The following is a 21,245-nucleotide window of genomic DNA, read 5'->3' as shown; positions in this document are numbered from 1 at the left end:
CCACGGGTGACTCTGATTTGACAGGGCCTCCCTTAAATGAGGAATGGCTTGGGATCAATCGTATTACGCCGCGCAAATTGACACGGGTGGTGCTAGAATTGCGCAGCGCCCTGTTTTAAGGCGCTCGGAAACTCAATTTTGAACAATGCTCCGGTATCGGATGGGACCAGCGCAATGTGCCAGCCATGCGCACCAAGAAGGCTTGCTGCGATGGTTAGCCCCATGCCGGTCCCTCCTCGCTCGCGTGTGGTTGTAAAAAAGGGATTGAAGATGCGATCCCGGTTGCCCGCGGAAATGCCCGGTCCATCGTCGCGAACCGTCAAGGTTCCGGGCCCTGCCGCTAAAGTCACCCGCCCTGCCCCGTGACGTTGGGCATTGTCCAGTAGCTGCTTCAGGACGATCCGTAGACCCGAGGCTGCCAACGGCAACGTCTGATCCCCGCCTTGAAACGCAAGGTTCAGGTCCGGGAAGGATGCTCGTAACTCACCGGCAAGGTCATTGAGTAGGGTTGCGCCATGGTGTTCGGGGATCCGCGCCTTCGCGACACGGTTCAGAGCGTCGAGCTGTGTCTGCATCTGGTCGCTCGCGCCGAGTATCTGTTGCAATAACTCGCGGTCCTGATCAGAAAGCGTGTCGGCCTCGGTCAGCAATTCGCTGGCTGCTCGGATGGCCGTGACGGGTGTTTTCAACTCATGTGTGACGTGATCTGCGAACACACGGATTGATGCCTCGCGCCGCTGCAATGTATCCGCCATACCCAACACCGAACCTGCGAGACGAGATAGCTCTTGCGTTCCATATTGATCGGGTGGTTCGGCGCTTTGGCCTTGCTCGACCGCTTCGGAAAAGACTGCCAGCGCCGAGATTGGGCGCAACAAAAGCCGAACAAGCAAGTAGCCAAGCACGCCTGTCGCGCATCCAATCAGGATCGTCAGAAAGCCTGCAGTATTTCGAAACCCTATTTCAGGTCCCAGATAGCGCAATGCAATCAAGCCCAGCAGGGAAAAGACGAGTGTACCCGCAAGACCTCCGCCAAGAACAAGCCCCAGAGATGGACGCCATTTGCGCCTTAGCCCGGCCATGCACCCATCCGTAGCCCGATCCCGTGCACGGTCTCGATGGCACCGCCCCAACCCTGATCGCCCAACTTCCGCCGTAGATTTCGCAAGTGGCTATCCAGTGTTCTATCCGACACCGGACTGCCCGTTCCATAAATCGCATCAACCAGTTGCGGTCGCGATACGATGGCCGCGGGCGTCTGCATCAGCCGGCGCAAGATCGATAATTCGGTAGCGGTCAAAGCAAGCGCGTTGCCGTCGACCCGGACCGAATGCGCCGAGACATCCATTTCAACCGGACCATGCCGCAGGAGTAATTCAACACCACCCGCCTTGCTGCGTTTCAAGATGGCCTTGATCCGCGCCACCAGCTCACGAGGGCTGAAGGGTTTTGTGACATAGTCATCTGCCCCCAATTCCAAGCCCAGAACGCGATCAATCTCGTCATCGCGTGCGGTCAAGAACAGGATCGGAACGTCCGAACGCGCTCGCAGGCGGCGGCAAACTTCAAGCCCGTCAATCTCGGGCAGACCCACATCCAGAACGACCAGATTAGGTGCCTCACGCATGGCATGGGTCAGCGCGATCTGACCATCGCGTGCGGTGATCGTCTGGTATCCGGCACGTTCCAGCGTGATCGAAACCAGCTCGCGCAGGCGGGGATCGTCATCCACGACGAGGATTTTCATCAACCTTCTCCGGCATAGGTTCAGTGGACAGATTACGGATCACCCGTTCCGCGCGAAAGCCCCAATTCCTCCAATTGTCGATGACCGGGGGGGGCGCGCAGTCCTGAAGCCTTTGATCTTTCTGCAACTCAGCAGCTGCCATTTGGTTCAATTGGCACGCGTAGTAGATGTCGAACCGCACCGGGTGCTCAAGATTCCAGCGGGCAATCAAGGCCGCGAAATTCACAAAACAACACGCATAAAGCACACCGATACCCAGCCCTGCTGATCGCAGCAGCAGCCAGCGGTTCGATTTGCCCAGCAGTATTTGCCAGCCGGTCATGCACAAGCCTATAACAACCAGCACCATCCAAATGACGGCGTGAATGCGCAGATAAGTCAGCCCATATGTCTCAACGTAAAGCGACAGACGCATCAGGGACGAGATCACCAGCAGAACATTCTGCGCAAGCCACAGCATCATCCATCTTGTCAACCCACGTCGCTCGGTCAGAAAAGGCCGCGCAACCAGAGCGAAGGCTCCTGCCAGTAAGGCCGTTGCTAAAAGTGGATAGGCCCCGCGATGTGCGTATTCAGCGTAGCTCATCCCGTCAGGCAAGCCCGCATAGCCCCAGAGAATAAACATGTCCATCCCGGTTTGGACAGCCAGTAGCAGGTTGAACAAGATCAGGGCATTCGCAACGGATTGAGCATTCAAACCAAAGGCCGACCAGTCACGTGCCCGCTTGGGGCCAATCCGGGGTGCAATTAACTCCGGCTGTGTCGCAACAGCCAGAATAGGCCAGATTGCGATGGCTGCTCCAAGCCAGAACAAAAGCCGTTCAGGCCGAAGTTCAAACCGCCATATTTGATCAATCCGCTCGGATAAGACCGGGTTGGCAGTGGCCATCAGAGACACAAGGATCAACCCGCCTCCAACTGGGAAACCCCAGTCGCGCAGAATACGAGTTACTATGCGATCATCGTGCTTGGTGGTCGGGCCGATTTGGAAAGCGTTAATCGCATGACGCATAGCCAGCAGGGGATAAATCGCCAATAAGCGTCGGAGCGATGCACTTTGGTGTGTTCCTGTCGCCGCCCAGCACAGTGCAATAGCCGACCCTGCCAACAAGAATGCCACGGATAGAGCCTGAACATACTCAACCGCGGGCAATACGCTAAGCAACAAGAGGATTGCAGGCCCTGAGAGGCCAGCGCGGCGGCGCAACAAAACACATACGACGACGGCAACCACCAAAGCAAAAACTGCTAAAGAAATACCTAGAGCATGATCAAAGAATAAAACGTCTGCGAGTACGATCAGAACGACCATGCCAATGACGGCGTGTCTATTGCGCTGCTCTGTCTTGTCGGCACCTTGGCTTGGTTCATTGCCGGGTGCATCCAGCCACCAGCTGTCCTGCAAAACCGTCGCGGGTACGCCGCGCACGATGAACTGTCCCATATTACTGCTCCTTGTTTATGTAGGCTTTGTCTGGCTTTGGCAGGTGCAGATCATCGCGTAGCGGTCGTGCAGTTTTTGTGCAGAACAGCTTTTTGCTGTGCGGCCCTTCCCCTCGCCCGCGTCGGTGGCTAAGACAATCTTCCAACCGCATGTCAGGAGGCCACTTTGGACCGTATCGCCCGCACCATTGCCACCGAGATTAACGCCCGTCCGGAACAGGTTGGGGCTGCGGTCAGGTTGCTGGACGAAGGCGCGACTGTGCCGTTTGTTGCACGCTATCGTAAGGAAGTGACCGGCGGGCTTGATGACACCCAGTTGCGTACCCTGTCTGACCGCCTGACCTATCTGCGCGAGCTTGAGGCACGGCGTGAGTCGATTGTGGCCTCGATCAAGGATCAGGGTAAGCTGACAGATGATCTGGTGAAGTCGATTGCGCAGGCCGAGACCAAGGCGCAGTTGGAAGACATTTATTTGCCCTACAAGCCCAAACGCCGAACGAAGGCGATGATTGCCCGTGAGAACGGGTTGGAGCCTCTGGCCGACGCCATTCTTTCTAACCGATTGGCGGAACCAGAGGCACTGGCAGAGGGGTATGTTAAGGAAGCCGTTTCCACCGTCAAAGACGCGCTGCACGGCGCGCGGGACATCATCACGGAACGGCTGACAGAGAATGCCGCTTTGTTGGGTGAACTGCGCAATTTCATGCAACGCGAAGCGTTGCTGAGCGCGAAGGTGGTCGAAGGTAAGGAGCAGGAAGGTGCCAAATTCAGTGATTACTTTGATCACACAGAACTTTGGTCCAAAACCCCGTCGCACCGGGCGCTCGCGATGTTGCGTGCCTCAAAGGAAGGTATCGTAACGCTTGACATCGCACCGGAGCATGAAACCGGGGCTGCGCGGGCAGAAGCCATGGTCGCGGCCCATCTGAATACGCGTGGTGACGGGCCGGGCGACAAATGGCTACGAAAGGTCGCGGGCTGGACGTGGCGGGTTAAGCTTTCACTTTCGATGATGGTGGAGCTGATGGCCGACCTACGCAGCCGCGCGCAGGAGGAAGCAATCCAGGTATTTTCGCGTAACCTTAAAGACCTGCTGTTTGCGGCACCGGCGGGGGCGCGTCCAACTCTTGGACTCGATCCCGGCATTCGTACTGGGGTTAAAGCAGCCGTGGTGGATGCGACGGGCAAAGTGGTTGCGACGGATACCCTCTATCCGTTTCAGCCCAAGAATGATCTGCGCGGTGCGCAGGCCGCGATCCTGAACCTAATCGCGGCCCACAAGATTGAGCTGATCGCCATCGGCAACGGCACGGCAAGCCGCGAGACCGAGCGTTTGGTGGCCGATACGCTGTCGCTGCTGCCAAAAACCGTCAAAGCGCCGACCAAAGTCGTTGTGTCCGAAGCGGGCGCTTCGGTTTACTCTGCCTCAGAGCTTGCCGCGCGCGAGTTCCCCGACCTTGACGTCTCGCTTCGTGGAGCGGTCTCAATCGCCCGTCGACTGCAAGACCCTTTGGCCGAATTGGTCAAGATCGAACCTAAGAGCATCGGCGTTGGCCAGTATCAACACGACGTTGATCAGCACCGGCTGTCGCAATCGCTGGAGTCAGTAATCGAAGATGTGGTGAATGCCGTAGGGGTTGATCTGAATACGGCTTCGGCCCCCCTGCTCTCGCACGTCTCGGGCTTGGGCCCGGGTCTGGCCGAGTCGATCGTCACGCACCGAGATATCCATGGCGCCTTTGCGTCTCGCAAGGACTTGCTGAAGGTCGCTCGCCTCGGTCCGCGCGCTTTTGAGCAATGTGCGGGTTTCCTGAGAATACGCGACGGTTCAGAGCCTCTGGATGCCTCCTCGGTTCATCCCGAGGCCTATGATGTCGCGCGCCGCGTGGTTGCTGCCTGCGGGCGTGATATCCGCCAGATCATGGGGCATGACGGTGCCTTGAAAGGCCTGCGCGCCGAACAGTTCGTGAACGAGACCTTTGGTTTGCCAACAGTGCGAGACATCTTCACTGAGCTGGAAAAACCGGGCCGAGACCCGCGCCCAAGTTTCAAAACGGCGTCGTTTACTGATGGTGTCGAAGAGATCACAGACCTGAAACCCGGCATGGTTCTGGAAGGAACCGTAACCAACGTTGCCGCCTTCGGTGCGTTCGTTGATATCGGTGTGCATCAGGACGGGTTGGTTCATGTCAGTCAACTGGCTGACCGGTTTGTGAAAGATCCGCACGAGGTGGTCAAAACCGGTCAGGTTGTGAAAGTGACGGTGGTTGAGGTCGATGTGCCGCGCAAACGCATCGGGCTGTCGATGCGTAAAGACGGCGGTGCCTCGGCCCGCGAGGACAAAGCAATGCGTGGTAACGGAAAACCAGCACGACCGGCGAAGTCAAAAGCAACCAAGCGAGATCGCGGTGGGCACAGCGCCCAAAGCAGCGCATTTGGTGACGCTCTCAGAGATGCTTACAACAAACGATAGTCATCTTCATTCATGGAGATTTAGAGGCAGGGTGCGACCCTGTCATTCATGCGACCCATTGCATCTTTCGGACTATCGTTGGCTTGGTGGTTTTGACCATCTGGCGGGGCGCTAACATTCGGGTGTTGCAACTTGGGGAATGATCTGGATGATGCTGACCCATGATGGCTGAAAATTTGGCCAACCGCATGAAAATGCGGGCACAACAAAAAAATGGGGAGACGACTTATGTCATTCAAAACACTAATGCTTGCCGCCAGCGCTACGGCGATGATTGCGGCGGGCGCTTCGGCGGAGACGCTGCGTTGGGCGCGTGCTGGTGACGCGCTGACACTTGATCCACATGCACAGAACGAAGGTCCGACTTCGACCTTTGCGCACCAGATCATGGAAACCCTGGTCATGCGCGACCATTCTGGTGCGCTTGTGCCGTCATTGGCAACCGAATGGGCACCGTCGGAAGAAAACCCGAACGTTTGGGTGTTCAAGCTGCGTGAGGGCGTCAGCTTTCATGACGGTGCAGAATTTGACAGCGAAGACGTTGTTTTTTCGTTGAACCGTGCGATGACGCCGGATTCTGATTACAAAGAGCTGCTGGCCTCGGTGAAAGAGGTGCGCGCGCCGGATAAATACACGGTTGAGATCGAGACCGATGGCCCAAACCCGATCATGCCCAATAACCTGACCAACATGTTCATGATGGACAAGGGGTGGGCCGAAGCGAACAACGCGGTCAAAGTTCAGGACTATGAGGGTGGTGAGGATACATTTGCAGCCAAGAACGCGAATGGCACCGGCCCCTATAAGCTGGTCAGCCGCGAACCTGATGTAAAAACCGTTCTGACCGCCAACGAAAACTATTGGGGCAAAGACGAGTTCCCGCTTCAGGTGACCGAGATCATCTATACCCCGATCCAGAACGCCGCGACTCGTGTTGCTGCCCTGCTGTCGGGCGAAGTTGATTTCATTCAGGACGTGCCTGTTCAAGACCTTCAGCGCGTCGCTGGAACTGATGGTCTGGATGTGCGTACCGCACCTCAGAACCGGGTGATCTTCTTTGGCATGAACATGGGCGATGCTGACCTGGGCTCGGACAGTGTTGAGGGTGCCAACCCGCTAGCGGATGTTCGGGTGCGTCAGGCGATGTCGAAAGCGATCAATCGCGATGCAATCAAGCAAGTTGTGATGCGGGGCCAATCAGCCCCTGCGGGCATGATCTCGCCGCCCTTTGTTAATGGTTGGGATGCGGATATGGATGCATCATCCTCCACGGATATCGAAGGGGCCAAGGCGCTGATGGCCGAGGCAGGTTATCCCGACGGCTTTTCGCTGACGCTGAACTGCCCGAATGACCGCTACATCAATGACGAGGCGATCTGTCAGGCGGCCGTGGGGATGCTGGCTCAGATCGGCATTACTGTGAACCTCGACGCCAAACCCAAGGCCCAACACTTCCCGCTGCTGTCCAATCTCGAGACAGATTTCTACATGCTGGGTTGGGGTGTTCCGACCTATGACTCAGAATACATCTTCAATTTCCTCGTCCACACCAAGGGTGAGAAATACGGATCGTGGAATGCCACCCGGTACAGCAACCCGGATCTGGATGCCAAAATTCAAGCGTTGGCTTCGGAAACCGACCTACCTGCGCGCGATCAGCAGATTGCGGAAATCTGGCAGGTTGTGCAGGATGAGCAACTGTATATCCCGATCCACCATCAGGTGCTGAACTGGGGTATGAAGTCGGGTGTGGGCACCATTGTCGAGCCTGAAGACTCGCCCAAGATCAAATACTTTGAGATGAACTAAATCATCACGTAGCACATCAAGCAGGGCGCGATCTCGCGCCCTGTTTTTTTCCTGCTTTCAGTAACAGACCTGTGATCTCAATTTGAGAACCGCTTTACGTGGTGGCGAAAAAGCGGGATTGTTTCAGCGCTAACAGGGAGAATTCACCATGATCCTCAGAAAAAGTGCCATTGGTCTGGCCATGTTGCTTGCCAGTACCGCGCAGGCCGCCGATTTCAAATGGGCCTCAACCACCGATCCGCAAACAATGGACCCGCACGCGGTCAACTCAGCCCCCGTCTTAGGGTTCCTGAACAACGTCTACGAGGGTCTGGTCCGCCGTGGCAAGGACATGAGCGTTGAACCCGCTCTGGCCGTCAGTTGGGAACCAGTTGGTGACGGCGAGGGCTGGCGCTTTAAACTGCGTGAGGGTGTGACCTTCCATGATGGCAGCAGCTTTGACGCGCAGGACGTGTTGTTCAGCTATCAGCGCGCTTCGGGCGAGGCAGCAGATACCCGCAGTTGGTTTGCCCCTGTCAGCGATGTCATCGTGGTTGATGACTATACTGTCGATATCATGACCACCGCACCGAACCCTCTGTTCCCGTCGTCGATTGCCAACTGGATGATCATGGATCAGGGCTGGACCGAGGCCAACGACGCGTTGGTCCCTGACAAAGAAACAGGCAACTACGCCACCATCAACGCCAATGGTACCGGAGCATTCAAAGTCACCGAGCGTGAGCCGGGCTTGAAAACCGTGTTGGAACCCTTTGAGAGCTGGTGGGGAGATGTGGAACACAACATCACCCGCGCAGAATTCAACCCGATCCAGAACCCAGCGACTGCGGTTGCTGCGCTTCTGTCGGGTGATGTTGATATGATCAATCCAGTTCCGATTCAGGACGTGGCGCGGCTTCAGCAAAACGGTGAAGTTGACGTCATTCAGGGCATTGAGGCCCGCGTGATTATGCTGGGGTTTGACCATGAGGCCGAGGCCTTGAAATACACCGATGATGCGGGCAAACCGAACCCCTTCCGCGATGCGCGTGTGCGTCAGGCGGTTGCTCAAGCCGTCAATGTGGATGCGATTTTGGCCACGATTATGCGCGGCAATGCCGAACCCGCCTCTCAACTCGTTAGCCCTGCGATGAGTGGGTTCTCCGAAGCCAATTCGGAACGCCCCGCATTTGACGTCGAGGCCGCCAAGGCTTTGCTGGCCGAGGCTGGCTATGCTGACGGGTTCTCGTTTGGGCTGAAATGCCCCAATGACCGTTACCTGAATGATGAGGCCGTCTGTCAGGCGGTCGTTGGCATGCTTGCGCAGATCGGTATCACTGCCGAACTGGATGCAATGCCCGTCCGGAACTATTGGCCAGAGCTGCGTGAGGACAACTACGATATGTACCTGCTGGGTTGGAGCCCGGGTACGTTCGACGCCGAACATCCGGTCCGCTTCCTCGTCGCGACTCCAAACGAAGAGAAGAAGCTGGGCAGCTGGAATTTCGGCGGGTTCTCAAACGCGCGGGTCGATGAGCTGCTGCCAATGATTCAGTCCGAGCTGGATCAGGCGAAGCGTCAGGCCATGTTGGATGAGGTCACTCAGATCTATCAGGATGAACATGTCTATGTGCCGATGTATGTCCAGCCGCTGGTCTGGGGGACGCGCGATAATGTCGAACTGACGCAGCGCCCGGATAACTTCTTTCTACTGCGCTGGGTGACGGTGAACTAAGTCATGGGCCTGATGATTGCCGGTGTCTACCACAGCGAAGACCCGGCACCGGACAGCACGCTTGACGGCGAATTTCGCCGTCAGGCCTCGACCATTCGCAATACGTTACCAGAGGCTGCGTTGGAACCGGGACGGTTTCACCTTTATGCGGCATGGAATTGCCCTTGGGCACATCGGGTTCTCTTGGTGCGCGCAATCAAAGGTCTGCACGAACTAATTTCGGTCGCCTATGCCGAACCGCGGCGTACAGCAGATGGCTGGGTCTATGCGGAGGGTGCGGATGCGGCCTATGGTGCGACTGCGCTGCATCACGCCTATGCTCGCGTGTCTCCTGCTTATACAGGGCGGATCACTGTGCCGCTGCTTTGGGATCGGGTTCACGACAAGGCCGTCTCAAACGAATCCGCTGATCTGGTGCGTATGCTTGGTAGTTTGCCGGACTACGGTCCCGATCTTGCGCCGCGTGAAAAGCTGGACCAGATCAATGCCTGGAATGAGAAAATCTACGCGCGCCTCAACAACGGCGTCTACCGCGCAGGATTTGCCCGAACGCAAGAGGCCTATGAGGCCGGGTTCCGCGATGTCTTCGCCACGCTTGATGAGATCGAAGCGCACTTGGCCAGCCACCGCTATCTCTGCGGTGACACTCTGACCGAAGCGGACCTGCGCCTGTTCCCGACGCTCACCCGTTTTGATGTGGCGTATCACTATGCGTTCAAATGCAATCTACGCCGTTTGATCGATTACCCCAATCTTTGGGGCTATGCGCGTGAGATTTACGCTCTGCCCGGCATCGCGGAAACGGTGAAATTCGACATCTACAAGCAGGGCTATTTCTCTCCGTCCGAGCTGCGCAACCCGCTGGGCATCGTGCCGTTAGGTCCGGATGTTGATTGGACCGCTCCGCACAGCCGAGATTGCTTGACCATCCGGTCGGGGAACGCATAGACAGACCCACCAATGGGGAAAACAAATGTTCGCATATATCGTCCGACGGATGTTCCAATCCATCATCGTTTTGCTGGTCGTGGGTTTGGTGGCATTCTCGATGTTTCGCTTTGTTGGCGATCCGATCGACAACATGCTGGGGCAAGAGCGCACGCAGGCTGATATCGACCGCCTGCGGACCGAGCTTGGGCTGGATCAGCCTTTTGTGGTGCAATATGCTAAGTTCCTGCAAGGCGCCGTCCAGGGCAATTTTGGTGTGTCGTATCGGCAGGGACGACCCGTTTCGACGATCCTGGTGGAACGTGCCCCAGCCACGCTGGAACTGGCGTTTGTGTCCGGTTTTCTGGCCATCACAATGGGCATTGCCCTTGGCGTCTTCACCGCGATCCGACGACAAGGGATTGCAGCGAATGTGATCATGACCGTATCCCTGATCGGAGTGTCATTACCAACCTTCCTCATAGGGATTTTGCTAATCTATATCTTCTCGGTCGAGCTTGATCTCTTGCCAAGCTTCGGGAGGGGCGAGACCGTTATGATTGGCAATTGGTCCACTGGTTTTCTAACCGCTTCGGGTCTTAAGGCGCTGATATTGCCCGCTATTACGCTGGGTCTATATCAAATGACATTGATCATGCGCCTGGTACGATCCGAGATGCTTGAGGTTTTGCGCGCCGACTACGTCCGCTTTGCGCGCGCACGAGGGTTGTCGGACCGCGTGATCAACTTCCGCCATGCGTTAAAAAATACTCTGGTGCCGGTGATCACTATCACAGGTTTGCAATTGGGGTCGATCATCGCCTTTGCGATCATTACAGAGACTGTGTTCCAGTGGCCTGGTGTAGGCCTGCTGTTCATCAACGCAATCCAATTCGTCGATATCCCGGTTATGGCAGCGTATCTGATGCTGATTTCGGTGATGTTTGTGACGATCAACCTGATTGTCGATCTTCTCTACTATGCCATTGACCCGCGCCTGCGTGTCGACGCGAGGGCCACATGACCGATACGATGGAAACTCCGAAAGCCACGCCCAAATCGCGCATGGCCAAATTCTGGGACAGCGATTTTGCGTGGTCATTCCGGCATTCGCCAGTGGCTGTGATCGCGTCTTTGGTTGTTGTGGTTTTGGTGCTGGCCGCGATCTTTGCTCCGTTAATTGCACCGTATAACCCGTTCGACCCGGCGACGCTGAACTTGATGAACGGGTTTACGCCTCCGGGCACGCCGAATGCATTTACGCAGGAAACGTTTCTGCTGGGTACGGATGATCAAGGGCGAGATGTGTTTTCGACCATTCTTTATGGCCTGCGCATCTCATTGTTTGTCGGTACTTCTGCGGTTCTACTGGCGCTGATCATAGGTGTGATCCTTGGGTTGGTCGCGGCCTATTTCGGTGGCTGGATCGAGACACTGATCATGCGGATCGCCGATGTTCAGTTGACCTTTCCGGCCATTCTTGTCGCCATGTTGATCTTTGGCATCGCCAAGGGGATCACTCCGCCGGAATATCGTGATGAGATGGCAATTTACGTTTTGATCATCGCGATTGCGCTGTCGGATTGGGTGCAGTTCGCACGGGTCGTCCGTGGTGCTGCTCTGGTTGAGAAAAACAAGGAATATGTGCAGGCCGCCCGCCTGATCGGGCGCGGTTCGTTCCCGATCATGTTCCGCCACATCCTGCCTAATGTGCTCAGCCCGGTTCTGGTCATTGCAACGATCTCGCTGGCGCTGGCCATCATTGCCGAAGCCACGCTTAGCTTTTTGGGCGTTGGCGCTCCCCCGACGCAGCCCTCGCTGGGAACGCTGATCCGCATCGGTCAGGGCTTCCTGTTCTCGGGTGAGTGGTGGATTCTCTTCTTCCCAGCCTGCACGCTGCTGGCACTCGCCCTTTCGGTAAACCTTCTGGGCGACTGGTTGCGCGACGCGCTGAACCCAAAACTGCGGTGATTTCATGAGCCTTTTGACCATCCAAGACCTCACCGTTGAGTTTCCAACCCGCCGTCAGCTGTTCACTGCGGTGGATCACGCCAGCCTGTCTGTTGAACCCGGTGAAATTCACGGGCTTGTCGGGGAATCCGGGGCGGGCAAGTCAACCATCGGTGCCGCCGTTATGGGCCTGTTGGAACGCCCCGGCCGTATCGCAAGCGGCCAGATTAAGCTGGGCGGCGATCAGATCAGCGGGATTGACGCCGAGGCGATGCGCGGGCTGCGCGGCAAGAAGATCTCGATGATCTTTCAGGATCCGCTGACCTCGCTGAACCCGCTTTTCACGGTGCGCGAGCAACTGGTTGAAACGATCCAGGCTCATCTCGGCGGTACAGACGCCGAGGCGGGCAAACGCGCCCGTGACCTGATCGATCGCGTGGGCATCCCCGACCCTGACACACGTTTGGATCAATACCCACACCAGTTCTCGGGCGGAATGCGACAGCGCGTGGTGATTGCACTTGCCCTGTGTACCGAACCGGATGTGATCATCGCGGATGAGCCGACCACTGCATTGGATGTTTCAGTTCAGGCGCAGATTTTGGACCTGATCAAAGAACTGGCACAAGAGCGACAGGTGGGTGTCATCCTGATCACCCACGACATGGGTGTCATTGCCGACACAACGGACAAAGTGACTGTGATGTATGCAGGTAAAGTGGTCGAAAGCGGGACCACGGCGCAGGTGATGGGCGAGCCGCAACACGAATACACCAAGTCTCTGATCGCAGCGGTGCCGCGTCCGACGTTGAAGCTGCATCGCTTCCCGCAGATCAGCTATGGCGGGCGCGAGACTCGTTTCGCCATCGAAGATATGGCCCGTCACTGGCCCAAGGTGACTAACGACGCCAGCAAGCCGGTTTTTGAAATCCGAAACCTGACCAAGAAGTTCCTGCTGCGCAAAGGGCTGCTGCCCTGGGACCGGACTTACTTTACCGCCGTTGATGACGTCAGCTTTGACATACAGGCGGGTGAGGTCTTTGGCGTGGTAGGCGAGTCAGGCTCGGGCAAGTCCACAGTCGCGCGGATGATTGCGGGGCTCTATCCGGTAGATGGCGGCACCATAACCTTTGATGGACAACTGGTCAGCGATTTAAGTAATCGAGCCGTTCAGGATGCTTATCGCAAGAACATCCAGATGATCTTTCAAGACCCGTATTCCTCACTCAACCCGCGTATGCGGGTGGACGAGATCGTGGCCGAGCCAATCCGCCACCACCGGTTGATGAGCGGCACAGATATCAAGCGGCGCGTTGATGAACTGCTGGATCAAGTCGGGCTGGGGCATGAGGCAGGGCTAAAATATCCGCATGAGTTTTCAGGTGGCCAGAGGCAACGAATTTCGATTGCCCGTGCGCTGGCAACGCAGCCGCGTTTCCTTATTTGCGATGAACCCACCAGCGCGCTGGATGTCTCGATCCAGGCGCAAATTCTGAACATCCTGAAGGATTTGCAAGAGCATCTCGGCCTGACGATGCTGTTTATCAGCCATGACCTCCCAGTGGTGCGTCAGATGTGCGACCGGGTTGCGGTGATGAAACAGGGTCAAATTGTCGAGGTTCAAGAGACCAGCGATCTGTTTGCCAATCCCAAGACCGAATACGCGCAAGAATTGCTGCGTCTGATGCCAAAACTTGACGACCTGTCAACTAAAGGGCTTGGTGTGGGTACCGACTAGATTAGGGACTGCGCAAATCAGAGCTTTGAAATCACAAACCCTGTTCAAATGCTCGAAACTCGGCAGCGATTGCCGCCGCCGTTGTTGCTAACAAGCGCTCTCCATCTTCAGGGGTGGCTAGGGCTGAATGTGACCCGACCCGGCCATCCGGAAAGGCGGCGCGGTGCTCGGCTGGCGGACCATGACGATCCCCGGCATGCGCACGTATGTATTCGGCACTTAGCTTTTGGGGCGGTTCAACGGCCTGATTGGCTGGCAAAGCTCCAAGCAATGACTGGGTGATTGCGATTTCAGAAGGGGTTGCGTGCATCCCCTCCCAATCCCCATAGAGCTGTTGCCGCAAGGCATTCACGGGTTCCGGCTCCCACCAGCTACGGATAAGCAACTGGCCAGCCGAAACCACATTCTGGATTTGCCGAAGGGGTTCTAGGTTGGCCCCGTGTCCGTTTACCGCGAATACGCCTTTGAAGCCTTGCTTCAGCAAACCTTGTATCACTTCTTGCGCGACGGTTCGGAACGTTTCGGTCGAAATGGAAACCGTGCCTGGAAACCCAGTGTTGAATGGTGCCGGCGTATAAGCCAGTGCCGGAGCGACAATCCCATCGCATTGCTTGGCAGCAGCAAGCGATATGGCTTCGGCACAAATCGTGTCTGTGCCTATGCGACCCATCGGGCCGTGCTGCTCGGTCGAACCGACGGGCAGCAACACGGCCGCACCGGCATTGATACGAGTGTCAACCTCGTACCAAGTCATGTGCTCAAGCTTCATCGCGCGGAAATCCTTCATGATCGCTTAAGCCGATGGTGCGTCAGATCAGAGACCCCACCGTTCCCGGTTCTCGTCAAAGAAGCCTTGCGCTTTTTTCACCTCGATCCAGTTGTTCACGTAGTTGATCCAGACCTGATCATTTTGCGGCAAAAGCATTGCGATTGGGGACGGCGACCGGGGCCCTGCGTTTTTGACGCGAACAACCGGAAACTTCTCCTCAAGGGTCGAGCCTTCGATGTTCGACGTTATGAATACATCTGCGCGCCCCGCCAGGACTTCCTGAAAACCGCGTGCAGGCGCTTCGACCACCTTGATATCGGCATCCGGGAACCATTCGCGCACACGCTTTTCAAAGGTTGTGCCCAGAGTGGTTGCGACTTTCACGTCCGGCTTGTTGATGGAGTCATAGCCGTCAAATTTGTCGGCCTTGTCCTTGGTTGTGTAAGGAAAAAGCTCAACGGCGATATAGCTGTCGGAAAATCCCGCAACCTTCATGCGCGGCGGTGAAATCGAGGCTGAACCGGTAATGTGGTACTTACCCGCAACCACGCCATTAACCAACGTTTTCCAGTCGGTCGGTACATATTCAACCTCGACACCCAGGTCTGCGGCCAGCGCGTTCATGATGTCGATATCGTACCCTTTGTAACTGTTGGTTGCAGGATCGCGCAGAGACATCGGATTCCAGTCACCGGTTGTACCAACCTTCATCACACCGCTATCGAGAATTTCATTCAGCGCTGATTGCGCCTGTGCCGCGCTACTGATCACAAGTCCAAGTGCAGCGGCGGCTGCGGCTTTCACAAAACGTTTCATATAATTCTCCCGTTGGTGGCGTTAGGCTTTATTTGTAGGACATTGCTTCTTGATTTAAGCGTAAAGACAAAGATAACCTCAAGCAACTAATTAACTCGTAGTAATCAGAGGCAGGCCATCAGATGCCAGACGCCGCGATCGAGCTTGTCGACGTAAACAAGTGGTATGGCACATTCCATGTGCTCAAGGACATCAATCTGACAATCGAAAGCGGTGAAAAGATCGTGATCTGCGGTCCTTCCGGGTCGGGCAAATCAACTGTCGTCCGATGCATCAACCAGCTTGAGAGGCACCAGAAAGGTACCATCCGTATTGATGGGGTCGAGCTGACCGACGATGCCAAATCCGCCGCTACCATCCGATCAGAGGTTGGAATGGTGTTTCAGCAGTTCAATCTGTTTCCGCATCTGACAGTGCTTGAAAACCTAACCCTCGGCCCGATCAAGGCGCGCGGGTTGAGCCGGAAAGAGGCTGAAGACAAAGCGCGCCATTATCTTGAGCGGGTTCACATACCCGATCAGGCCGAAAAGCGGCCCATACAACTGTCTGGCGGGCAGCAGCAGCGCGTGGCCATCGCGCGCTCGCTGTGTATGGAGCCGCGGGTGTTGTTGTTTGACGAGCCCACTTCAGCGCTGGACCCTGAGATGATTTCCGAGGTGCTGGATGTGATGGTTGAATTGGCCGACGAAGGCATGACCATGGTCGTGGTCACCCATGAGATGGGTTTTGCCAGGAAAGTGGCCGACAAAATGGTTTTCATGGATGCAGGTGAGATTGTCGAACAAGGCAAGCCCGAGCATTTCTTCACCAATCCACAATCTGAACGGTGTCAGAAATTTCTGAGCCAGATTCTGCAGCACTGAGTTGGGTCCGATGAAAAAAACACTTCTCTTCTTCCCGCTGCTCTTGCTGATCGCGGGTTGTTCGTCGTCCCAAACCTGGGGTTGGTACGTCATCGATCCGACCACAGCCTCAGGCTGGACCAACATCAAATTTCTGGTTTCAGGCATGGGGGCGACGATTCAGATTTCTCTGATCGCGGCTGTCATGTCGATTGCTATCGGATTGCTCGTTGCCCTGCCCGGCCTGTCCGAAAAACGCGGCTGGCGGCTGGTGAACCGGGTTTATGTCGAGTTTATCCGTTCGATCCCTTTGTTACCGATGCTGTTTTGGGTTTTCTACGGCCTGCCGATCGTCTTCCAATCGATGGGTATGAACACTCCGATTGATCCATTTTGGGGCGCGATTATCACGCTTGCGATATCGGACAGCGCCTTTACCGCCGAAATCTATCGCGCCGGTATTCAATCCATCGCCAAAGGCCAAAGCGAAGCGGCTCAGACGATTGGTCTGAACTACTATCAAACCATGCGATATGTGATCCTGCCTCAGGCCATCCGACGTATTTTGCCCCCATTGGCCAACCAATTCATCTACATCGTGAAGATGAGCGCGTTTGCCAGCGTCATCGGCATGCAAGAACTAACGCGACGCGCCAACGAACTTGTTGTGACGGAATACCGCCCGCTTGAGATTTATACATTGTTGATCTTCGAGTATCTGGTGCTGGTTCTGATCATCAGCGCTGGTGTGCGCTGGCTGGAACGCCGCATGGGTGCGGATGAACGCGGATAAGGAGCACAAGATGGATTGGAAAGACTTTATGGCCGAGACTGAGGCCAATATCGGTGCGTTCTCCAAAGAAGTGCCGGAAACCGTGCGTGGATTTGGGATCATGGGCAAAGCCGCCAAAACAGATGGCGCGCTGAGCGAGAAAACCAAAGAATTCATGGCGCTTGGAATAGCAGTCGCCACCCACTGCGACAGCTGCATTGGCTTTCATGTCCGATCCCTGGTGAGGCTCGGCGCGACCCGAGACGAACTGTGCGAAGCTTTGGCCATGGCCACCTATATGGGAGGTGGACCATCTTACGCCTACAGCGCCAAGGCGTTGAAGGCGTTTGATGTTTTTTCAGAGTGATGGACCGATGAGAGGCCCCAATTCACTGGGTGGTTTTCAGTATGGAGGCTGCTGAAATTCGTAATGAAGGAATGCGCATCGGGGGTGAAATCGTTTTCACAGATCAGACCATCCCGGTTCACTATCCCTATACTAATGAGGTTGTGGGTCATGCACCTGCTGGGCAGGCAGAACACGCGCGGCGCGCTTTTGAGATCGCCGCCGACTACGAACCTAACCTGACGCGATATGAGCGCAGCCAGATTCTGCAGCGCGCGGGTCAGTTGGTCAGTGAGCGGCGAGACTATCTGGCCAAATGGTTGGTTCTTGAGCTTGGGATTTGCCACCAGCATGCCGTTTACGAGACTAGACGCGCGCAGGATGTCTTTCAATTCGCCGCCGCCGAGGCGCTGAAGGATGATGGTGAGATATTTTCGTGTGACCTGACGCAAAACGGCAAGGCGCGCAAGATTTTCACCATGCGTGAGCGGGTGAATGCCATCAGCGCGATTACTCCATTCAATCACCCTCTGAACATGGTCGCCCATAAAATCGCACCATCGATTGCCACCAACAATTGCATGGTCTGCAAGCCCACGGAACTTACGCCCCTGACCGCACTAACGTTGGCGGATATCTTATACGAAGCGGGGCTACCGCCCGAGATGTTTCAGGTTGTCACGGGCTGGCCGCAGGATATTGGCGATGAGATGATCTCGAATGAGAACATCGATATAATCACATTCACCGGTAGCGTTCCGGTGGGTAAGATGATTGCGAAAATGGCGGGTTATAAGCGCCAAGCGCTGGAGTTGGGTGGTAACGATCCTCTGATCGTTCTGAATGACCTGTCCGACGCTGATCTGGACAAAGCGGCGGGTATCGCTGTGGCGGGCGCAATTGGAAACTCCGGTCAACGTTGTACTGCGATCAAGCGCATTCTGGTTCAAGAAAGCGTGGCTGACCAGTTTGTCCCGCTGGTTCTGGAAAAAGCCAAGAAGATCAGATTCGGAGATCCGCAGGACCCCGAAACCGAACTGGGTTGCGTGATCCATGACAAAGCTGCGGAGTTGATCGAGGGCCGCGTTTACAAGGCTGCCAAAGCAGGCGCCAAGATCCTCTACCACCCCGGCCGTAAAGGTGCGCTGCTTCCTCCGATTGTAGTCGATGAGGTTCCCCACGACAGTGAGTTGGTGCGAGAGGAAACCTTCGGTCCCGTAATCCCGATCCTTCGCGTTCCTGATGATGATCAAGAGGTTATGCGCATCTCGAACTCTACTGAATTTGGCTTATCCTCCGGCGTCTGCACCAACGACCTGAGCCGAGCCATTGCCTTTGTAAATGGCCTGAACGTAGGCACCTGCAACATCTGGGAGCAACCTGGATATCGTATCGAGATGTCTCCTTTCGGTGGCATTAAGGACTCTGGCAACGGTGTCAAAGAAGGAGTCATTGAGGCTATGAAGTTCTTTACGAATGTAAAAACCTACTCACTCCCCTGGCCCAGTTGACCTAGCCGCCGCAATCAGCAATCAGGCTTTGTCGCCATTGGGTGATCAGCCAGAAAATGATCGCTTGAGCCCTTGTGCCATAGGCGTCATATGTCTCCTGAACGCACACGCCAACCCCGGCAAGACAAGGAAGTAACCTCATGCAAAAGGTTCTGATTACAGGTACCGCCGGATTTATCGGCTTTCATCTTGCCAAACTTTTGCTTGAAAACGGGAATCGTGTACACGGCTATGACGGGATGACGGACTACTATGATGTCCGTCTCAAGCAGAGCCGGCATGCATTGCTGTTGGAGAATCAAAACTTCACCTGTGATGAAGGCATGTTGGAGGATACGGCCAAGTTCGACCAAATCGCTGATGCTTTTGAGCCGGATGTGATCATCCACCTCGCGGCACAGGCTGGCGTTCGGTACAGCCTCGAAAACCCACGCGCCTATGTCGAAAGCAATGTTGTCGGAACCTTCAACGTGATGGAAGCGGCGCGTCGCCACAAGGTACAGCATTTGCTGATGGCTTCTACCTCGTCGATTTACGGCGCGAACCCTGACATGCCATTTGACGAGTGTGAAAAAGCCGATCATCAGCTTACGATGTATGCCGCAACCAAAAAGGCCAACGAGGCCATGGGGCATTCTTATGCACACCTTTGGAATATTCCGACAACCATGTTCCGCTTCTTCACGGTCTATGGACCATGGGGGCGCCCAGACCTTGCATTCTTCAAATTTACGGACGCGATCCTCTCAGATCGTCCGATCGATATTTACAACCATGGGGACATGTATCGCGACTTCACCTATGTGGATGATTTGGTGCGCGCGATCTCTTTGCTGATCGATGTCGTGCCGGTACGGCCCGGGTCTTCCAAGGATATCGCTGAGGGCGACAGCCTGAGCCCGGTCGCGCCTTATCGCATTGTAAATATTGGGAATTCAGACAAAGTGCGTTTGTTGGATTTCATCGATGCGATCGAGGATAGTCTCGGCAAGCCTGCTGTCCGAAACTACATGGAAATGCAAAAGGGCGACGTCCCCGCGACTTGGGCCAATGCCGAATTGCTGCAACGACTAACCGGTTATCGCCCCAAGACAGACATCAAAGACGGAATTCAGGCTTTTGTTGACTGGTACCGCGACTATTACGGGAAATAGGCCCTGCGCATTGGCCTCACCTTAAGGGTGCGACGCTTCGGGAAGACAACAAGAATTGCAGCAATGATCAGATCGCTTGCTTCAAGGCCGCGATGATCTTTTCCTGCGTGTTTGCCTGCAAATACGGGTGCATCGGCAGGCTGATAACGGTCGCGGCAGCCTGATCCCCCGCAGGAAGATCTGCGTTGGGGTCAGATACGGCGGGTTGCTTATTTAACGGCAGTGGATAGTGCACAGCAGTTGGAACGCCTGCTTCTTTGAGCTTGATTTGCACATCGTCACGGTTATCAACGCGAACTGTGTATTGCGCCCACGCGCTGGTGGCCCCCTCCATCAGCGTTGGCGCTGCGATGTTGGTCCCTTTGAGCAGCGACTTGTATCGATCAGCGACGGTGTTTCGCAGTTCCAACTCATCGTCGAATATGTCGAGCTTGCTGAGCAGAATGGCCGCTTGAAGTGTATCGAGACGGCTGTTCACACCTACCCTGATGTGGTGATAGCGCCGGTCTTGTCCGTGTCGCGCAATCTGGCGAAGAACAACGCTTAGGCCCTCATCCGAGGTAAAGATAGCCCCACCATCTCCATAGCATCCAAGCGGTTTAGACGGGAAAAAACTGGTGCACGAGATCGTAGACAGGTTCCCGGACCGCTTTCCGTGCAATGATCCCCCAAAGCTCTGCGCACCATCTTCAATCACTGGCAGGCCGTGCTTTGAGGCAACTTCGTTTATGCGTTCAAAGTCAGCGGGCTGACCATAAAGCGATACGGGAATAATGGCTTTCGTTCTCGGTGTGATCGCGGCATCCAGCTTGCTGGGATCCAGATTATAGCTGCTCGGGTCGATATCGACATAAACCGGCACCGCGCCCAATAATCTGACCGCCTCGGCTGTCGCGATGTAAGAAAATCCGGGCGTGATGACCTCGTCCCCCGGCCCAACCTCTACCGCCATAAGGGCGATCTGCAACGCATCCGTCCCGTTGGCACAGGTGATGCAGTACTTTGCGCCCGTGAACGCCGTCAGTCGTTCTTCCAGCTCGGCAACCTCGGGGCCGAGAATGTACTTCCCGTGCGCCAGCACATTTGCCATGCGCGCGTCCAACTGATCTTTGATGCGCTTTTGTTGTTCTGCAAGGTCAATAAACTGCATGTTTCTTCGGACGCCCTTTATTCCAGGAAGCTCAGCACAGGAGTACTGCATTCAAAGCCATTACTTAACCTAAACTCGTTCGGC

18 protein-coding genes are annotated in these 21,245 nt (G+C 55.7%); 12 read left to right on the top strand and 6 right to left on the bottom strand.

Annotation, left to right across the window (positions count from 1 at the left end):
• Positions 1 to 92: 92 nt before the first annotated feature.
• From ACR0B3_RS12400 to ACR0B3_RS12390, 3 genes are read right to left on the bottom strand one after another with little or no spacing between them, the layout of a single operon-like run.
• Entirely contained in the window at positions 93 to 1,082 is a 990-nt protein-coding gene (locus ACR0B3_RS12400) for a sensor histidine kinase (RefSeq protein ID WP_480809353.1), read from the bottom strand.
• Complete coding sequence (locus ACR0B3_RS12395) at positions 1,070 to 1,747, bottom strand: response regulator transcription factor (RefSeq protein WP_480809352.1); 678 nt, start codon at positions 1,745 to 1,747, stop codon at positions 1,070 to 1,072. The genes ACR0B3_RS12400 and ACR0B3_RS12395 overlap by 13 nt, the downstream gene beginning before the upstream one ends.
• The gene (locus ACR0B3_RS12390) at positions 1,725 to 3,191 is read right to left on the bottom strand and encodes a DUF4153 domain-containing protein (RefSeq protein WP_480809351.1); all 1,467 of its coding nucleotides are present in this window, start codon (positions 3,189 to 3,191) and stop codon (positions 1,725 to 1,727) included. The genes ACR0B3_RS12395 and ACR0B3_RS12390 overlap by 23 nt, the downstream gene beginning before the upstream one ends.
• A gap of 165 nt (positions 3,192 to 3,356) precedes the next feature.
• Here ACR0B3_RS12390 and ACR0B3_RS12385 point away from each other — a divergent pair, with 165 nt between their 5' ends.
• From ACR0B3_RS12385 to ACR0B3_RS12355, 7 genes are all read left to right on the top strand, one after another.
• Positions 3,357 to 5,663: a Tex family protein gene (locus ACR0B3_RS12385; RefSeq protein ID WP_480809350.1), complete on the top strand. Its 2,307-nt coding sequence runs from the start codon at positions 3,357 to 3,359 to the stop codon at positions 5,661 to 5,663.
• Positions 5,664 to 5,891: 228 nt separating this feature from the next.
• Positions 5,892 to 7,472: an ABC transporter substrate-binding protein gene (locus tag ACR0B3_RS12380; protein WP_480809349.1), complete on the top strand. Its 1,581-nt coding sequence runs from the start codon at positions 5,892 to 5,894 to the stop codon at positions 7,470 to 7,472.
• A gap of 148 nt (positions 7,473 to 7,620) precedes the next feature.
• Positions 7,621 to 9,186, top strand: coding sequence for an ABC transporter substrate-binding protein (locus ACR0B3_RS12375; protein WP_480809348.1), 1,566 nt, complete (start codon positions 7,621 to 7,623; stop codon positions 9,184 to 9,186).
• Between the two features lie 3 nt (positions 9,187 to 9,189).
• Entirely contained in the window at positions 9,190 to 10,134 is a 945-nt protein-coding gene (locus ACR0B3_RS12370) for a glutathione S-transferase family protein (protein WP_480809347.1), read from the top strand.
• 25 nt (positions 10,135 to 10,159) lie between these two features.
• A complete protein-coding gene (locus tag ACR0B3_RS12365; RefSeq protein ID WP_170685658.1) occupies positions 10,160 to 11,137 on the top strand; it encodes an ABC transporter permease in 978 nt (325 codons plus the stop codon).
• Positions 11,134 to 12,084 carry an ABC transporter permease gene (locus tag ACR0B3_RS12360; protein WP_480809346.1) on the top strand — a complete coding sequence of 317 codons (951 nt, stop codon included), beginning with the start codon at positions 11,134 to 11,136 and terminating at the stop codon, positions 12,082 to 12,084. Before ACR0B3_RS12365 ends, ACR0B3_RS12360 begins: the two co-directional genes overlap by 4 nt.
• A 4-nt stretch (positions 12,085 to 12,088) precedes the next feature.
• Positions 12,089 to 13,801, top strand: coding sequence for an ABC transporter ATP-binding protein (locus tag ACR0B3_RS12355; RefSeq protein WP_480809345.1), 1,713 nt, complete (start codon positions 12,089 to 12,091; stop codon positions 13,799 to 13,801).
• Between the two features lie 31 nt (positions 13,802 to 13,832).
• On the opposite strand, the gene ACR0B3_RS12350 is transcribed toward ACR0B3_RS12355, so the two are convergent.
• Both ACR0B3_RS12350 and ACR0B3_RS12345 read right to left on the bottom strand, forming a co-directional pair.
• Positions 13,833 to 14,588: a creatininase family protein gene (locus tag ACR0B3_RS12350; protein WP_480809344.1), complete on the bottom strand. Its 756-nt coding sequence runs from the start codon at positions 14,586 to 14,588 to the stop codon at positions 13,833 to 13,835.
• Between the two features lie 27 nt (positions 14,589 to 14,615).
• On the bottom strand, positions 14,616 to 15,386 hold the full coding sequence (locus tag ACR0B3_RS12345) for a transporter substrate-binding domain-containing protein (RefSeq protein ID WP_170685654.1): 771 nt from the start codon (positions 15,384 to 15,386) through the stop codon (positions 14,616 to 14,618).
• A 122-nt stretch (positions 15,387 to 15,508) separates the two neighbouring features.
• Between ACR0B3_RS12345 and ACR0B3_RS12340 the strand changes: the two genes are divergently transcribed.
• From ACR0B3_RS12340 to ACR0B3_RS12320, 5 genes are all read left to right on the top strand, one after another.
• Positions 15,509 to 16,249, top strand: a complete 741-nt coding sequence (locus ACR0B3_RS12340) for an amino acid ABC transporter ATP-binding protein (protein ID WP_480809343.1) — start codon at positions 15,509 to 15,511, stop codon at positions 16,247 to 16,249.
• A 10-nt stretch (positions 16,250 to 16,259) separates the two neighbouring features.
• Positions 16,260 to 17,021, top strand: coding sequence for an amino acid ABC transporter permease (locus ACR0B3_RS12335; RefSeq protein ID WP_480809342.1), 762 nt, complete (start codon positions 16,260 to 16,262; stop codon positions 17,019 to 17,021).
• Between the two features lie 10 nt (positions 17,022 to 17,031).
• Positions 17,032 to 17,367 carry a carboxymuconolactone decarboxylase family protein gene (locus ACR0B3_RS12330; protein ID WP_480809341.1) on the top strand — a complete coding sequence of 112 codons (336 nt, stop codon included), beginning with the start codon at positions 17,032 to 17,034 and terminating at the stop codon, positions 17,365 to 17,367.
• A 41-nt stretch (positions 17,368 to 17,408) separates the two neighbouring features.
• Positions 17,409 to 18,857 carry a phosphonoacetaldehyde dehydrogenase gene (gene phnY, locus ACR0B3_RS12325; protein WP_480809340.1) on the top strand — a complete coding sequence of 483 codons (1,449 nt, stop codon included), beginning with the start codon at positions 17,409 to 17,411 and terminating at the stop codon, positions 18,855 to 18,857.
• Between the two features lie 140 nt (positions 18,858 to 18,997).
• Complete coding sequence (locus ACR0B3_RS12320) at positions 18,998 to 20,011, top strand: NAD-dependent epimerase/dehydratase family protein (RefSeq protein ID WP_480809339.1); 1,014 nt, start codon at positions 18,998 to 19,000, stop codon at positions 20,009 to 20,011.
• A 67-nt stretch (positions 20,012 to 20,078) separates the two neighbouring features.
• Here ACR0B3_RS12320 and ACR0B3_RS12315 read toward each other — a convergent pair whose 3' ends face one another.
• Complete coding sequence (locus ACR0B3_RS12315; RefSeq protein ID WP_480809338.1) at positions 20,079 to 21,161, bottom strand: DegT/DnrJ/EryC1/StrS family aminotransferase; 1,083 nt, start codon at positions 21,159 to 21,161, stop codon at positions 20,079 to 20,081.
• Positions 21,162 to 21,245 lie beyond the last annotated feature (84 nt).

This window comes from Ruegeria sp. CE9, assembly GCF_056537425.1.
The sequence above is the reverse complement of the archived record's forward strand: the minus strand, read 5'-3'. Positions and strand labels throughout refer to the sequence as shown.

Coding starts and splice junctions, on each gene's coding strand:
- ACR0B3_RS12335 (WP_480809342.1), top strand. CDS start 16,260: ATGAAAAAAACACTTCTCTTCTTCCCGCTGCTCTTGCTGATCGCGGGT.
- ACR0B3_RS12380 (WP_480809349.1), top strand. CDS start 5,892: ATGTCATTCAAAACACTAATGCTTGCCGCCAGCGCTACGGCGATGATT.
- ACR0B3_RS12350 (WP_480809344.1), bottom strand. CDS start 14,588: ATGAAGGATTTCCGCGCGATGAAGCTTGAGCACATGACTTGGTACGAG.
- ACR0B3_RS12320 (WP_480809339.1), top strand. CDS start 18,998: ATGCAAAAGGTTCTGATTACAGGTACCGCCGGATTTATCGGCTTTCAT.
- ACR0B3_RS12370 (WP_480809347.1), top strand. CDS start 9,190: ATGGGCCTGATGATTGCCGGTGTCTACCACAGCGAAGACCCGGCACCG.
- ACR0B3_RS12340 (WP_480809343.1), top strand. CDS start 15,509: ATGCCAGACGCCGCGATCGAGCTTGTCGACGTAAACAAGTGGTATGGC.
- ACR0B3_RS12395 (WP_480809352.1), bottom strand. CDS start 1,747: ATGAAAATCCTCGTCGTGGATGACGATCCCCGCCTGCGCGAGCTGGTT.
- ACR0B3_RS12315 (WP_480809338.1), bottom strand. CDS start 21,161: ATGCAGTTTATTGACCTTGCAGAACAACAAAAGCGCATCAAAGATCAG.
- ACR0B3_RS12355 (WP_480809345.1), top strand. CDS start 12,089: ATGAGCCTTTTGACCATCCAAGACCTCACCGTTGAGTTTCCAACCCGC.
- ACR0B3_RS12330 (WP_480809341.1), top strand. CDS start 17,032: ATGGATTGGAAAGACTTTATGGCCGAGACTGAGGCCAATATCGGTGCG.
- ACR0B3_RS12360 (WP_480809346.1), top strand. CDS start 11,134: ATGACCGATACGATGGAAACTCCGAAAGCCACGCCCAAATCGCGCATG.
- ACR0B3_RS12400 (WP_480809353.1), bottom strand. CDS start 1,082: ATGGCCGGGCTAAGGCGCAAATGGCGTCCATCTCTGGGGCTTGTTCTT.
- ACR0B3_RS12390 (WP_480809351.1), bottom strand. CDS start 3,191: ATGGGACAGTTCATCGTGCGCGGCGTACCCGCGACGGTTTTGCAGGAC.
- ACR0B3_RS12345 (WP_170685654.1), bottom strand. CDS start 15,386: ATGAAACGTTTTGTGAAAGCCGCAGCCGCCGCTGCACTTGGACTTGTG.
- ACR0B3_RS12375 (WP_480809348.1), top strand. CDS start 7,621: ATGATCCTCAGAAAAAGTGCCATTGGTCTGGCCATGTTGCTTGCCAGT.
- ACR0B3_RS12365 (WP_170685658.1), top strand. CDS start 10,160: ATGTTCGCATATATCGTCCGACGGATGTTCCAATCCATCATCGTTTTG.
- phnY (WP_480809340.1), top strand. CDS start 17,409: ATGGAGGCTGCTGAAATTCGTAATGAAGGAATGCGCATCGGGGGTGAA.